Below are 15,803 nucleotides of genomic sequence, written 5' to 3'. Positions count from 1 at the left end.
CCCGTCTCGCCCGTCGGCGAGGCCCGCCGATCCGACCGTAATGGCGCCGCGGCCCGGTGAAAGCCGCACATAAACAACTCGGAAGTGGGGCTACTGCCAGCCACCGCCAGTAGTCCAGCTCACTCGCGAGCCGGACCACTCGCCCTGGCCGAAACCGCACACCAACAACTCGGCAGTGGGGCTACTGCCAGCCGTCCAGTTCGCTCGCGAGCTGGTCCAACTCGTCCTGGCTGACGTCGATCAGATCCATGTCGGAGGGGGTGTGGCGGACGCCCTGCGGGGTGTCGGCATGGCGGGCCAGCGCCTCCAGCGCCCGGATCCACGCCTGTGCGAGGTCCCGTACCACGGCCTCCTCCAGCAGCGCCGAGGGCCACTGCCAGAGCACCGACAGCTCGGGGCCGTCGCCGCGGTCCTGGGTGGACGCGGTGACCTCCAGCGCGTGGGCGACCGGCATGTCCGGGTCCTCGCCGCCGACGGCGCCCGCCTCGGGGGCGAGCGCCCAGTCGGCGGCCTCGGGCGCGGCCGAGGTGTCGAAGCGACCGAGGTAGTTGAACCCGATCTGCGGCTCGGCCAGCCCCCGCAGCGAGGGCGCGGTGTCCGGGTTGAGATGGCGCAACAGGCCGTAGCCGACGCCGTTGTCGGGCACCTGGCGCAGCTGCTCCTTGATCCGGGCGAGGACGTCGCCGACGGTCGCCCCGCCGGTCCACACCTCGCCCCAGTCGATCCGCCCGGGGTCCAGGAACAGCGGGTACACGCTGGTGAACCAGCCGACCGTACGGGACAGTTCGGTGTGCTCGGCGATCTCCTCGCGGCCGTGGCCCTCGAGGGCCACCAGCAGCCCGCCCGTGGCCCCGCCGAAGTGCCGGCGGCGCCAGTCGGCCACCGCCAGGGTCAGCCCGGTGAGCAGCACGTCGTTGACCGACGCGCGGAACATCTCGGGCAGCCGGGTGAGCAGGGTCCGGGTGGTGTCCGCGGGCAGCGCCATGGTGATCGAGCGCTGGGTGCGGGTGAGGTCCCTGGCCGGGTCGACGGTCAGCTCGGCCAGGGGCTCCGGGGCCTGGGCGAGGCGGCCGCGCCAGACCGGGAGCTCGGCGATCCGCTCCGGGGTGACGGCTTCCTCGGCCAGCGTCCGCGACCAGCGGCGCAAGGAGGTGCCCACCGGGTCGAGCCGGGGGGTGCGCCCGTCCCGTACCGCCTCCCAGGCCCGTGCCAGGTCCGGCAGCAGGATCCGCCAGGAGACGCCGTCGACGACGAGGTGGTGCAGCGAGAACCACAGCCTGCCGCGCTCACCGGGCCCGGCGTCGAACCACACGAACTGCGCCATCGTGCCGTCCTCGGGGGCGAGCCGGCCCACCGCCGCGTCGCTGTGCTCGGCGAGGCGCGCGCGGCGCCCCGCGTCGTCCAGGCCGGTGAGGTCGACCCGCCGGATCAGGTCCGCCGCGCGGACCGCGCCGCGGGCCGCCACCTCCAGCGACCACTGCCCTTCGGTACGGTTCAGCCGCGCCCGCAGGGCGTCGTGGTGGTCCAGCAGCGTCTGTACGGCGGTGACCAGTCGGTCCAGGTCCAGCTCTGCGGGCGTCTGCAGCAGCATCGACTGGTGGAACCGGTCGATGGGCCCGTTCCGCTCGCTGAGCCAGTTGAGGATCGGGGTCGCGGGGATCTCCCCGATACCGGCGTCCGGGTCCTCCGCCTCGGCCTCGGGGACGGCGCCCGCGGCGGCCGCGAGGGCCGCGACCGTCTGGTGGCGGAAGACGTCCTTCGGGGTGAAGACCAGACCCGCGGCGCGGGCCCTGGCCACCAGCTGGATCGAGACGATGCTGTCGCCGCCCAGGTAGAAGAAGCTGTCGTCGACCCCGACTTCCTCGACTCCGAGCCCCAGCACCTCCGCGACCAGCCGGCGCAGGGTCTCCTCACGGACGCCGCTCGGCGCCCGGGACGTGCCGCCCTGCTCCGGCGCGGGCAGCGCCTTGCGGTCGATCTTTCCGCTGGTGGTCAGCGGAAGCGTCTCGAGCGTCACGAAGGCCGCCGGAACCATGTAGTCGGGCAGTCGTCGCGTCAGCCCGGCCCGCAGTTCGTCGATGTCGATGCCGCCCGCCCCGGCGGTGGGCACCACATAGGCCGTCAGCAGCCGCACCCCCGGGCGGTCCTCGCGCACGACGGTGGTGGCGCGGTGCACACCGGGGTGGTCCGTGACGGCCGCGGTGATCTCGCCCAGTTCGATCCGCAGACCCCGCAGCTTCACCTGGTCGTCGGCGCGCCCGACGAACTCCAGCTCGCCGTCGGCGCGCCGGCGCACCAGGTCGCCGGTGCGGTACATCCGCGATCCGGGCGGGCCGAACGGGTCGGCCACATAAGCCGCGGCGGTCAGCCCGGGGCGCCGCAGATAGCCGCGGGCCAGCGAGACGCCCGCGATGTGCAACTCGCCCACGCAGCCCAGCGGCACCGGACGGAGCCGCTCGTCCAGCACATGCAGCCGCGAGTCGGCGACGGGCGCGCCGAGCGCCGGTACGGCGTCGTCGGTCAGCAGCCCGCTCATCGCGGCCACACAGGTGGTCTCGGTCGGGCCGTACACGTTGTGCATCCGCACCGTGTGCCGCCACCTGCCGATCAGCTCCGGTCCGAAGGACTCACCGCCGACGACGATCTCCATGCCCTCGGGCAGCCCGCCCTCGGGCAGCGCGGCCAGCGAGGCGGGGGTGATGAAGGCGTGGGTGACGCCGTATTCGGCGCACAGATCGAGATACGCCTGTCCGGACGTCGGCCGGTCGGCCGGGACCACCACCAGCGCGCCGCCCACCAGCAGGCTCATGGACATCTCCAGGAACGCCGCGTCGAAGCTGGCCGAGGCCAGCTGCGGCACCCGGGCCCCCGGGCCGACGCCCGCCCGCTCCACCAGCGTCGCGCACAGGTGCGCCACTCCGGCGTGGGTCACGGTCACGCCCTTGGGCCTGCCGGTCGATCCGGAGGTGTAGATGACGTAGGCGGGGTGCTGGGGCGACAGGGCGGCGGCGGGCACGGGCGCGGACACATCAGCCCCGTCCACCGGCGCGGACACATCAGCCCCGTCCACCGGCGCGGACACATCAGCCCCGTCCACCGGCGCGGACACATCAGCCCCGTCCACCGGCGCGGGCGCGTCCAGCGTGTCGAACAGCGCCGTGGGCACGGTGGTCCGCGGCAGCCGTCCGGCGACGGAGCCGGAGGTCAGCAGCAGGGCGGGCGCGGCGTCGTCGAGCATGTACCCGATGCGGTCGCCCGGCAGGTCCGGGTTGACCGGCAGATAGGCCGCCCCCGCCCGCACCACCGCGAGCAGCGAGACGATCAGCTCCGGGGAGCGCGGCAGCGCCACCGCCACCAGCTTCTCCGGCCCCGCTCCCCGCGCGGCCAGCGCCCGGGCGATCCGCTCGGTCCGCGCGTCGAGTTCGGCGAAGGTCCAGGTGCGGTCCTCGGCCAGCAGAGCGGGTGCGTCCGGGGTGCGGGCCACCCACCCGGCGAACAGCTCCGCCATGGTCGCCGGGGGCACCTCACGCACCGCGGCGTCGTTCCACTCCTCGACGATCCGGCGACGCTCCCCGGGGAGCAGGACGTCCAGTTGGTCCACCGAGCGGGACGGATCGGCGACGGCGGCGGCCAGCAGCCGAGCCAGCCGGTCCACCAGCATCCGCACCGTGTCCCGTTCGAACAGGTCGGTGCTGTAGGTGAGCGCCCCCTCGATGCCCGCGGGCGCGCCGTCCTCCGTATGGGTCTCCGAGAGGGTGAAGGACAGGTCGAACTTGGCCACGTCCTGGCCGATCGGCTGCGGCCCCGCGACCACCCCGGGCAGTTCGACCCTCCCCTCGGCGGTGTTCTGGAACGCCAGCATCACCTGGAACAGCGGATGCCGGGACGCCGAGCGCTCGGGGTTGATCAGCTCGACCAGCCGCTCGAACGGCAGGTCCTGGTGGGCGTACGCGGCCAGGTCGGTCTCCCGCACCCGCTCCAGCAGCTCGGCGAAGGTCGGATCGCCGGAGACATCGGTGCGCAGCACCAGCGTGTTGACGAAGAAGCCGACCAGATCGTCCAGGGCGTCGTCGGTGCGGCCCGCGATCGCCGTGCCGAGCGGGATGTCGGTGCCCGCGCCGAGCCTGCTGAGCAGCGCGGCCAGACCGGCCTGGACGGCCATGAAGAGGCTGGCCCGGTGGACCAGGGCCAGCTCGCGCAGGCCGCGGTGCACCTCGGCGTCGAAGCGGAAGGTGACCATATCGCCGCGGTAGCTGATGGCGGGCGGACGGCGGTGGTCGGCGGGCAGCGCCAGCTCCTCCGGCGCGCCGTCCAGGGCCGACCGCCAGAACGCGGCCTGCCGGGAGATGGTGCTGTCCGGGTCGTCCTCGCTGCCCAGCACCTCGTGCTGCCACAGCGTGTAGTCGGCGTATTGCGCGGGCAGCGGGGTGAACTCCGGGGCGCGGCCCGCGCTCCGGGCCGCGTAGGCGGTGGACAGATCGCGGCCCAGCGGGGCCAGGGACCAGCCGTCGCCCGCGATGTGGTGGACCACCAGCGCCAGCACATGCTCGGTCCGGCTCAGCGCGAACAGCCACGCCCGGACCGGGATCTCGGTGGCGATGTCGAACGCGTACCCGGCGGCCTCGGTGAGCGCCGCCTCCAGACCGGCCTCGGTGACCTCGGCCACCGGCAGTTCGGGCACCGCGTCCAGCACCACCTGACGGGGGCGGCCGTCCACCTCCGGGAAGACGGTGCGCAGGCTCTCGTGGCGGGTGACCACATCGGCCAGCGCCGCGCGCATCGCCTCCCGGTCCAGCTCACCGGTCAGCCGCAGGGCCATCGGCAGGTTGTAGGTGGCGCTCGGCCCCTCGAACCGGCCCAGGAACCACAGCCTGCGCTGGGCGAACGACAGCGGCACCTCCTCGGGCCGCTCCCGCGCGGTCACCGCGCGCCGCGCCCCGCCCGCGTCGGCGATCAGCCCGGCCAGTCCGGCGGGCGTCGGCGACTCGAACAGGTCGCGCACGCCGAGCTCCGCGCCCAAGGTCGTACGGATCCGGCTGGTCAGCCGGGTGGCGAGCAGTGAATGGCCGCCGAGGTCGAAGAAGCTGTCGTCCACCCCGGCCTCGTCCACCCCGAGCACCTCGGCGAACAGCCCGCACAGCGCGGCCTCCTGCGGCGTGGCCGGCTCCCGCCGCTCGGCGTCCTCCCGTACCGGCGCGGGCAGCGCCCGGCGGTCCAGCTTGCCGTTGGGGGTCAGCGGCAGTGCGTCCAGCGCGACGAACGCGCTGGGCACCATGTACTCGGGCAGCGTGGCGGCCAGGTGCTTGCGCAGTTCGGCCGGGGCCGGGGCGGTCCGTCCCGTGGGCGGGACCAGATAGCCGACCAGCTGGTGGGCCCCGGGCCGGTCCTGCCGGGCCAGGACGGCCACCGAGGCGAGGTCGGGGTGGGCGGCGAGCGCCGTCTCGATCTCGCCGAGCTCGATCCGGAAGCCGCGCACCTTGACCTGGTGGTCGGCCCGCCCCACGAACACCAGTTGGCCGTCCTTGCCCCAGCGCACCAGGTCCCCGGTGCGGTACAGCCGGGACCCGGCCGGGCCGAAGGGGTCGGCCACGAAGCGCTCCGCGGTGAGGCCCGGCCGCTTCAGATAACCCCGGGCCAGCCCGGCGCCGGAGAGGTACAGCTCCCCGACGACACCCGGGGGCACCGGGCCCAGCGCGTCGTCCAGGACGTAGACCTGGTCGTTCCACACCGGGCGTCCGATCGGTGCCGTGGCGGGCCACTGCGCGGGGTCGCCGGGCAGGGTGGTGGCCGTGATCACATGGCTTTCGGTGGGGCCGTAGTGGTTGTGCAGCCGCAGCCACGGGCGGTCGGCCTGGAAGGCGCGCAGCCGCGGGGTGAGCGCCAGCGCCTCGCCCGCCTGGGCGATCACCCGCAGCTCGCCGAGGGTGACACCGCCCTCGATGGCGGCCTCCGCGACGGCGTCCACCACCAGGTTGGGGGCGTACAGCTCGTTGATCCGGTGCTCCTCCAGCCACCGGGTGAGGGCGGCGGCGTCGCGGCGCACCGCGTCGTCCGGGACCACCAGCGTCTTGCCGGTGAGCAGGGTGGTGAGGATCTCCTGGGCGGAGACGTCGAAGCTGATCGCGGTGAACTGCGCGACCCGCGTCCCGGCGCCGCCGCCGATCTCACCGTGGTGCCAGGCGACCAGGTTGGCCATGGCGCCCGCGGGCATCACGACGCCCTTGGGACGGCCGGTGGAGCCGGAGGTGTAGATGACGTAGACCGGGGCGGCCGGGTGGAGCGGACGGGTGCGGTCCGCGTCGGTGGGGTCGGTGTCCGCCTGCCCGGCCAGGAGGGCGGCGGTCTCCGGTGTGTCGAGGGCGAGGAGCGGGGCCCGATGGCCGTCCGGCAGCACCCCGGTCCGGGTCAGCACCACCGAGGGCGCCGCGTCGGCCAGCATGAAGGAGACGCGCTCGGCCGGGTACTCCGGGTCGACGGGCAGATAGGCCGCTCCGGTCTTGAGCACCGCGCACACCGCCACAAGCAGCTCCGCCGAGCGCGGCAGCGCGATGCCGACCGTGCCCTCGGGACCGGCGCCCCGTGAGATGAGCAGATGTGCCAGCCGGTTGGCCGCCGCGTTCAGCTCGGCGTACGACATCACCGTGTCGCCGTGCACCACGGCCGGCGTGTCCGGCAGCGCGTGCGCCTGCCGCTCCAGCAGTTCCGGGAGGAAGGCCCCGTCGAGCTGGTGCGCGGTGTCGTTGTAGGCGGTCAGCTGGCGGTGCCGCTCGATCGGGTCGAGCAGGTCCAGGGCGCCGATCGGCCGCTTGGGGTCCTCGGCCGCCGCGGCCAGCACCCGGATCAGACGGTCGGCGAGCCCCTGGACCGTCTCCCGGTCGAACAGATCGGTGCTGTACTCCATCCACCCGTCCAGACCGTCCGGTGCGCCGTCGGGTGTGCGCCGCTCGGTCAGCCCGACGAACAGGTCGAACTTGGCCATGTCGCCGAGGTGGTCGTACTGGTCCACCCGCAGGCCCGGCAGCGAAAGCTCGGCCGGGCGGTTGTTCTGCACGGTGAACATCACCTGGAACAGCGGGTGGCGCGCGAGGGAGCGCTCGGGGTTGAGCTGCTCGACCAGGCGCTCGAACGGCACGTCCTGGTTGGCGTACGCGGCCAGGTCGGTCTCCCGCACCCGCTGGATGAGTTCGCGGAAGGTCGGGTTGCCGGAGGTGTCGGTGCGCAGCACCAGCGTGTTGAGGAAGAACCCGACCAGTCCGTCGAGGGCGTCGTCGGTACGGCCGGCGATCGGCGTGCCGATGGGGATGTCGGTGCCCGCGCCGGACCGCGACAACAGCGCCGAAAGACCGGCCTGGGCCACCATGAACAGGCTGGCCTGGGAGGTGCGGGCGATGGTGAGCAGCCGCTTGTGCAGCTCCTCGGGGAGGTGGAACGTCACGGTGTCGCCCGCGTAGCTCGCCACCGCGGGGCGCGGCCGGTCCACGGGGAGGTTGAGCTCGTCGGGGATCCCGGCCAGGGCGTCCGACCAGTAGGCGAACTGGCTCGCGATCGCGCTGTTCTCGTCCGCCTCCTCACCCAGTACGCGCCGCTGCCACAGCGTGTAGTCCGCGTATTGCACGGGCAGCGGCTCCCACGACGGCGCGGCGTCCTTCAGCCTGGCCGTGTAGGCGAGCGAGAGGTCGTGGCCGAAGACGCCCAGCGACCAGCCGTCCCCGACGATGTGGTGCATCACCACGAGCAGGACGTAACTACGGTCGCCGGTGCGGAAGACGCGCACCCGCAGCGGGAGTTCGTCAGCCAGCCGGAACCCGGTGGTGGCCTCCTCCTGCAGTGCCTCGTCCAGCCGCTCCGGTGCCGCGCTCAGATCCACCAGGGCCAGGTCGAGCTCGGCCGCCGCGGGCTCCAGCACCCGCTGGTACGGGTCGCCGTCCACGTCCGGGAACACCGTCCGCAGGCTCTCGTGCCTGGCCAGGACGTCCCCGAAGGCATGGCGCAGCGCGTCCAGGTCCAGTTCACCGGTCAGCCGCACGGTGAGCGGGACGTTGTAGATCGGCTTGGCGCCCTCGAACCCGTCCAGGAACCACAGCCGGCGCTGGGCGAAGGACAGCGGCACCCGCTCGGGACGCGGCCCCGCCTCCAGCGCGGGCCGGCCGTCCACGGCCTGGTGCAGCCTGCGGGCTATCCCGGCGGGCGTGGCCGTCTCGAACACCGCGCGCAGCGACAGCTCCTCGCCGAAGACCGCGCGGGTCCTGGTGACCAGCCGGGTGGCCAGCAGCGAGTGGCCGCCGAGGTCGAAGAAGTCGTCGTCCACCCCCACCTCGGGCACGCCGAGCAGTTCGGCGAAGAGCGCGCACAGGATCTCCTCCTGCGGGGTGCGCGGCCCGCGCCCGGCCGGTCCGGCCGCGCCGCCGGGCTCGGGCAGCGCCTTGCGGTCCAGTTTGCCGTTGGGGGTGAGCGGGAGGGCGTCGAGGGCGACGAACGCCGAGGGCACCATGTACTCGGGCAGCGAGGCGCCCACGTGGTCGCGCAGCGCGGTGGGGGCGGGTACCTCTCCTCCGTCCACCGGCACCAGATAGGCGACGAGCCGCTTGTCGCCCGGGGTCGGCTCACGCACCACGACCACCGCACGGTCGATCCGCTCGTGCGCGGCCAGGACCGACTCGATCTCCCCCAGCTCGATCCGGAATCCGCGGATCTTGACCTGGTCGTCGGCCCGGCCGGCGAACTCCAGCACGGGCTGCTCGCCCTCGGTGTTCCAGCGCACCAGGTCACCGGTGCGGTACATGCGCATCCCGCCGCCCGGATACGGATCGGCGACGAAGCGCTCGGCGGTCACTCCGGGCCGGTTCAGATAGCCGCGCGCCAGGCAGGGGCCCGAGACGTACAGCTCCCCGGTGACACCCGGCGGCACCGGCCGCAGCGCGCCGTCGAGCACCCGCAGCCGCGCGGTGCCGAGGGCGGTGCCCATGGGCGGCGCCACCGCGCCGGAGAGCGGCTCGCTGAGGGAGACGCAGACGGTGCTCTCGGTCGGCCCATAGGCATTGATCATCGTCCGGTTGCCGGACCACGCCTCGACCAGCTCCGGTGCGGACGCCTCACCGCCGACCACCAGCAGGCGTATCGACGGCAGATCCTCGGTGAGCACGGCCAGCGCGGCGGGCGGGATGAGCGCGTGGGTGACCTGGTGCTCGGCGACCAGGTCGACCAGCGCCCGGCCGGGCCGCAGTCGCTCGGCGGGGGCGAGCACCAGCGTGGCGCCGGTGAGCAGGGCGGTGTAGGTCTCCCAGACGGCGGCGTCGAAGCTGGGTGAGGAGAACTGGAGCACCCGGCAGCCGGGCCCCACGTCGAACCGCTCGACGTTGGTGGCGACCAGACCGGCGAGACCGGAGTGCGTCACCATGACGCCCTTCGGACGGCCGGTGGAGCCGGAGGTGTAGATGACGTAGGCGGGGTTGGCGGACGTCGTCGCCCCCCGCCGCTCGCCCGGCTCGATATCGGTGTCCGGCCGGGCGGCGGTCTCGCGGACGGTGGCCGGGTCGTCCAGCAGCACCCTCGGCGCGGCGCAGACGTCCGGAATCACCTCCGCCGACGCGGCGGTGGCCAGGACCAGCGCCGGATCGGAGTCGGTGAGCAGATAGGCGATCCGGTCGGCCGGATAGGAGATGTCCACCGGCAGGTAGGCCGCGCCCGCCTTGAGCACCGCCAGCATGGCGACGACCAGCTCGGGAGAGCGCCCCAGGGCGAGCGCGACCACCCGCTCCGGACCCGCGCCCCGCTCGATCAGGGTGCGGGCCAGGCGGTTGGCGCGGCGGTCCAGTTCGGCGTAGGAGAGCGAGGTGTCCTCGTGGACCAGGGCGACGGCGTCCGGATGGAGCCGTACCTGTTCGGCGAAGAGCGCGGGGATGACATCACCGCCCGGCAGCGGCTGTGCGGGCATGCCCAGGGCGAGCATACGGTCGGCCTCGGCGTCGCTCAGCAGGGGCAGTCGGCCGATCGGCTGCTCCGGATCGGCCGCGAAGGCCGCGAAGAGGCGGCGGAAGCGGTCGCCGAGCACCTCGATGTCCTCGCGGGTGAAGAGCTCCTGCCGGTAGCCGAAGTGCAGCCGCAGCCCGTCGCCCGGCAGGGCCGCGATGCTCAGCGGGTAGTGGTTGGCGTCGGTGCCCCTGGCGCCCGTCAGCGTGAGGTCACCGGGCAGCTCGGGCAGGTCGTCCCCGCCCATGGGGTAGTTCTCGGTGACGGTGAGCGTGTCGAACAGGGTGCCGCGCCCGGCGGCCCGCTGGATGTCCGGGAGGCTGAGGTGGTGGTGTTCGACCATTCCGGCCGCCTGGCGCTGCATCCCGGTCAGCAGGGACAGCAGGCTCTCCTGCGGGCGCACCCGCACCCGGACCGGCACCGAGTTGATGAACAGGCCGACCATCTGGTCCGCGCCGGCCAGCTCGGCGGGGCGCACCGACACGGTCGAGCCGAACACCACGTCGTCACGGCCGGTCAGCTGCCCCAGCAGCAGCGCCCAGCAGCCCTGGAACACCGCGCTCAGCGTGAGGTCGTTACGCCGGGCGGTCTCCCGCACCCGGGCGGCCAGCTCATCGGGCATGGAGATGACCAGCTCGGCCGGCACGTTCCGCGCCCCGGTGTCGCCGGGCGCGAGCAGCGTGGGCTCCTCCACCTCGGCGAGCAGGGTGCGCCAGGCGTTCTCGGCCGCCGCCCGGTCCTGCCGTTCCAGCCAGCTCAGGGCTTCGCGGTACGGCGTCACCGGCGGCAGGCCCGAGTCGTCGCCGCGGCGGTGGTAGATCTCGAAGAGCTCGAACATGAGCCGGGCGGTCGACCACCCGTCGAGCAGGATGTGATGCGAGTTGAACATCAGCCGGCTGGTGTGCGGGCCCAGCTTGATCAGCGTGAAGCGCAGCAACGGCCCGGAGCCCAGGTCGAACCGGTGCGCCGCCTCCTCGGCGGCCAGCCGCTCCAGCTCCCGCTCCTGGGCCCGCTCGTCGAGCCCGGTGAGGTCGAACTCCCGCCAGGGCACCGGGACTTCGCGCGCGATCACCTGCACCGGACGGCTCAGCTTCTCGTACCGGAAACTGGCACGCAGATTGGGGTGCCGGCGCAGCAAAGTGGCCACCGAGTCACGCATGGCCCCGGCGTCCAGGGGGCCGTCGAGGTCGATCAGGATCTGGGCGACGTAGACATCGAGTTTCTCTTCCCCGTACAGGGTCTGAAACAGCAGACCTTCCTGCAGTGGCCACAGCGGAAGGACGTCGTCGATGGCTGCTCGCGTCATTATGGAAATCTCCAGTCGTCATTCCGTCGGTCGCCGACAAAAAGGGCTCGGTCGCCTGCCACCAGCCTGGATCGTCGAGTCTCAGCTCCGGCCGGGCCACCGGGCAACGGCGCTGCAAAAACTTCGTTTTGCGCACCGCGTGGCGCGGAAGTGGCCCACTTCGCCGTCCACTTCGAAGAATTCGCACTGACGCTGACCGGTCCGGTCCGGTCGTGCTGTCATCGGTTCGGCCGCGCGCCGTCAATCGCCCGCGGGCCGCTACCCGCACCGCGACTTCAGGGAGTACTGGTGACGAACACCGGCACGCTGTCCCGCTACTGGATGTTCAGCGACGAGTACACACAGAATCCCTATCCCTTCCTCGCCCAGCTGCGCGAGGAACAGCCGGTGTGCCGGGTGGAGACCCCGGACGGGGTGCGGGCCTGGGTGGTGAGCCGCTACGACGACGTCCGCGACGCGCTCTCCGACCCCCGGCTCGGCCGGGACATCGGCAAGCTCTACGCGGCGCTCGGCAAGCAGCTCGGCCAGGAGATCAAGCCCGCCGACGAGATCAGCAACCACCTGGCCAACTCCGATCCGCCGCGCCACACCCCGCTGCGCAAGGCGCTCACCTTCGCCTTCACCCCCAAGCGGGTCAGAGGACTGCGCGACGGCTGGGAGAAGGTGGTCGACGATCTGCTCGACGAAATGGTGCGGACGGACAACCGGGACCTGGTCTCCGGGCTCAACGAACCGCTTCCGATCATCACCATCGCGCAGCTGATGGGCGTGCCCGACGCCGACTGGCCGCGGTTCCTGGTGTGGACGAACACGCTGCGCCGGGTGGACGCCAGCGATCCGACGGGCATCATCGCCGAGCACACCCGGCAGCTGTCGGACTACCTCAAAGCGCTGATCGCCACCAAGCAGCGGACCCCGCAGGACGATCTGATCTCCGCGCTGGTCCACGCCGACGAGGACAAGCGGCTGACCGCCGCGGAGGCGCTGTCCACCGCGTTCGCCCTGATGACCGGCGGCAACGACACCACGACCAGCCTGCTCAACGGCTCCTTCGCGGCGCTGCTCACCCATACCGGCGAGGCCGACAAGATCCGGGCCGACTGGAGTCTGCTGCCGAACGCGGTCGAGGAGCTGCTGCGGTTCACCAGCCCGCTGATCAACTCCCTCCAGCGGGTCACGCTGGAGCCGGTCGAACTGTGCGGGGTGAAAATCCCCAAGGACGAGATCATCATCATTTCGCTGGCCGGGGCGAACCACGATCCGCACGCCTTCCCCGACGGGCCGTCGGAGCTGGACATCACCCGTCCCAAGCCCGCGCATGTGAGCTTCGGCCACGGAATCCACTACTGCCTTGGCTCCCATATGTCCAAGGCGCTGACCGAGCTGGCGATTCGACGGGTCTATGAACGCTTTCCCGGCATCCGGCTGGCCGTGCACCCCTCGGAGGTGCGCTATCGGCCCGGACTCATGGTCCGCCCGATGATCGACCTGCCGGTGCGTTTCTGAACGGCGCACAGCAGCGACACCGCCCGGGACCCGCCGTCAGCGCGCCCCGGGCGCTTTTCTTTCGCTTTCCGGAGGACCCATGGATTTCAGCCTGTTCTACTTCGCCAACAACGACACCGAGGAGCGCGACCGCTACCGGCTGCTGCTGGACGGCGCCCGGTTCGCCGACGACAACGGCTTCACCGCGGTGTGGACCCCCGAGCGCCACTTCCATCCGTTCGGCGGGCTCTACCCCAACCCCTCGGTGACGGGCGCCGCGGTGGCGGCGGTCACCCAGCGGGTCGCGGTGCGCGCCGGAAGCGTCGTGGCGCCGCTGCACCACCCGATGCGGATCGCCGAGGAGTGGTCGGTCGTCGACAACCTCTCGGGCGGCCGGGCCGGGGTGGCACTCGCCTCGGGCTGGCACGCCGCGGACTTCGCGCTCCGCCCGGAGAACTACGAGACCCGCAAGTCCGGGCTGATGGAGACGGTCGAGACCATCCGCCGGCTCTGGCGGCGGGAGAGCGTGTCCCTGACCGACGGGGCGGGCGAGACGGTGGAGTTGACCATGTTCCCGCCGCCCGTCCAGCCCGAGCTGCCGATGTGGCTGACCAGCGGCGGCACCCCGGCGACGTTCACGCTGGCCGGTGAGCACGGGATGGGGATGCTCACCCATCTACTCGGCCAGGAGGTCGATGTTCTCGCCCAGCGCATCGGGGAGTACCGCCGGGCGCACCGCGAGCACCAGCCCGCCTCGGCCGGGCAGGGGCATGTGGCCGTGATGGTGCACACCTTCGTGGGCACCGACCGCGACACCGTGCGGGAGACCGTGCGCGAGCCGTTCTCCCGCTATCTGGCCAGCTCCTTCGACCTGCTGATCAAGGCGGCCGAGGCGGCGGGCGCCCAGGGCGCGGACATGTCCCGGGAGCTGAGGAGCATGGGCCCGGAGGACCGTCAGTTCCTCGTGGCCCAGGCATTCGACCGGTACTTCGAGACCAGCGGGATGTTCGGCACCGTCGACGACTGCATGGCGATGCTCAAGCAGCTGAAGGACGCGGGGGTGGACGAGGTCGCCTGTCTGGTGGACTTCGGTGTGCCGACCGATGCGGTGGTCGGCGGCTTCGAGCACCTGGCCCGCCTCCATGACACCTGGCGTGCGCATCTGGGGAGCTGACCCGGCGGCGCCCGCGCCGAAAGCCCGGACGACCGCTCTTCGGTCGTCCGGGCTTCGGCTTCGGCCCGGGTGTCCTACGGCCGCCGCTCAGCGTGCGGCGGCCCGCTCGTAGGCCCGGTTGGCCAGCGGGACCACGACGAGCAGCATGACCACCACCATGATCAGCGAGGCCGCCACCGGATGCCGCAGGGGGAACGCCGGATCGGCGCCGTTCCCCGTCGGGTTGCCCCACAGTTCCCGCATCCCGGTGGTCAGGGTGGTCACCGGGTTCCACTCGGCCACCGGACGCACCCAGCCCGGCAGGTTCTGGGCCGGGTAGAAGGTCGCCGACAGGAAGGTGAGCGGCATGGTGATCACCATGGCCACCGAGTTGACCGCCTGGGGATCGCGCAGCAGCAGCCCGATGAGCGAGCCGAGCCACGCGGTGGCGTAGCCGAGCAGCAGCAACAGCCCGAAGCCCGCGAGGGCCTTGAGCGGCCCGCCGTGGATGCGCCAGCCGATGAGCAGGCCGACGGAGAGCATCGCGACACAGGAGATCGCGTTGAGCAACACATCGGAGAGGGTCCGGCCGAGCAGCACCGAGCCCTTGCTCATCGGCAGCGACCGGAACCGGTCCACCAGTCCGTTGGAGAGGTCCTCGGCCACCCCCACACCGGTGTTGATGACGCCGGCCAGCATCATCTGGGTGAAGATGCCCGCCATGATGTACTCGTGGTAGTCGCCCTCCGGCACGTTCATCGAACTGCCGAAGAGGTAGCCGAAGAGGAACACGAACATGATCGGCATCAGGGTGATGCTGAGGATCCGCTGCGGTGCCCGCTTCAGGTGCCGTATGTGGCGGCCCGCCAGGGCGAGCGCGTCGCTCAGGACATAGGTGGTCATCGGCTCGTCGTCTCCAATTCGGCCTCGGGCCCGGCTCCGGGTCCGGCTCCGGTCAGCTCCAGGAACACGTCGTCCAGCGAGGGGCGCCGCACGAGGAAGTCGACCACCTCCACCGAGGCCCCCTGGAGCTCGGACGCCGCCGCGGAGACACCGGCGATACCGCTCTCCAGCGCGATGGACACCCGCATCCCGCTGTCGTCGACGACCGGCGGGGCGGAGCCCCGCGCGGAGATCCGGGCCAGCGCGACCCGGGCGGCCTCCACCATCTCGGTGGTCCGTACGGTGATCTCCAGCCGCTCGCCGCCGACCTTCCGCTTCAGCTCGTCGGGCGTGCCCTCCGCCGCCACCAGCCCCTTGTCGATCAGCGCGATACGGTGGGCGAGCTGGTCCGCCTCCTCCAGGTACTGGGTGGTCAGCAGCACGGTGACCCCCTCGGCGACCTGCTTGCGCACCATGTCCCACAGCGCGTTCCGGCTGACCGGGTCCAGACCCGTGGACGGCTCGTCCAGGAAGATCACCGGCGGGCTCCCGGTCAGGCTGGCGCCCAGGTCCAGCCTGCGGCGCATACCGCCCGAGTAGGTCTTGACGACCCGGTCGGCGGCATCGGTGAGGTCGAACATCTCCAGCACCTCGTCCGCGCGGGCACGGGCCCGCTTACGGCCCATGTGCAGCAGCGTTCCCATGAGCACCAGGTTCTCGCGGCCGGTCAACTCACCGTCCAGCGCCGCGTACTGACCCGTCAGCCCGATGCTGCGGCGCACCTCGTGCGCCTGGCTCAGCACGTCGTAGCCCGCCACCGTCGCGGTGCCCTCATCGGGCTTGATCAGCGTCGACAGCGTCCGCACCGTGGTCGTCTTGCCGGCGCCGTTGGGGCCCAGGAGCCCGTAGACCGTGCCCGCCTCGACGGACAGGTCGATGCCGCCCAGCACCTCGTTGTCGCCGTAAGTCTTCCGCAGACCCGCCGCGGAGATTGCGATATCCATCAGA

At 72.3% G+C, this 15,803-nt stretch carries 5 protein-coding genes; 2 read left to right on the top strand and 3 right to left on the bottom strand.

Going from position 1 to position 15,803, the window contains the following annotated elements:
- Positions 1-181: 181 nt before the first annotated feature.
- Positions 182-11,275: a non-ribosomal peptide synthetase gene (locus ACMTAK_RS28475; protein ID WP_413808815.1), complete on the bottom strand. Its 11,094-nt coding sequence runs from the start codon at positions 11,273-11,275 to the stop codon at positions 182-184.
- Positions 11,276-11,563: 288 nt separating this feature from the next.
- Between ACMTAK_RS28475 and ACMTAK_RS28470 the strand changes: the two genes are divergently transcribed.
- Together ACMTAK_RS28470 and ACMTAK_RS28465 are read left to right on the top strand one after the other, a co-directional pair.
- Positions 11,564-12,781 carry a cytochrome P450 family protein gene (locus ACMTAK_RS28470; RefSeq protein ID WP_413808814.1) on the top strand — a complete coding sequence of 406 codons (1,218 nt, stop codon included), beginning with the start codon at positions 11,564-11,566 and terminating at the stop codon, positions 12,779-12,781.
- Between the two features lie 79 nt (positions 12,782-12,860).
- Complete coding sequence (locus ACMTAK_RS28465; RefSeq protein WP_413808813.1) at positions 12,861-13,934, top strand: MupA/Atu3671 family FMN-dependent luciferase-like monooxygenase; 1,074 nt, start codon at positions 12,861-12,863, stop codon at positions 13,932-13,934.
- A gap of 87 nt (positions 13,935-14,021) precedes the next feature.
- Here ACMTAK_RS28465 and ACMTAK_RS28460 read toward each other — a convergent pair whose 3' ends face one another.
- Both ACMTAK_RS28460 and ACMTAK_RS28455 read right to left on the bottom strand, forming a co-directional pair.
- On the bottom strand, positions 14,022-14,816 hold the full coding sequence (locus ACMTAK_RS28460; RefSeq protein ID WP_413808812.1) for an ABC transporter permease: 795 nt from the start codon (positions 14,814-14,816) through the stop codon (positions 14,022-14,024).
- On the bottom strand, positions 14,813-15,799 hold the full coding sequence (locus ACMTAK_RS28455) for an ATP-binding cassette domain-containing protein (protein ID WP_413808811.1): 987 nt from the start codon (positions 15,797-15,799) through the stop codon (positions 14,813-14,815). Before ACMTAK_RS28455 ends, ACMTAK_RS28460 begins: the two co-directional genes overlap by 4 nt.
- Positions 15,800-15,803: the final 4 nt, after the last annotated feature.

This window comes from Streptomyces lacaronensis (assembly GCF_047337785.1).
GTDB classification, from domain to species: Bacteria; Actinomycetota; Actinomycetes; order Streptomycetales; family Streptomycetaceae; genus Streptomyces; species Streptomyces lycopersici.
Note: the sequence above shows the minus strand (reverse complement) of the source record. Positions and strands in the feature narration are given on the sequence as shown.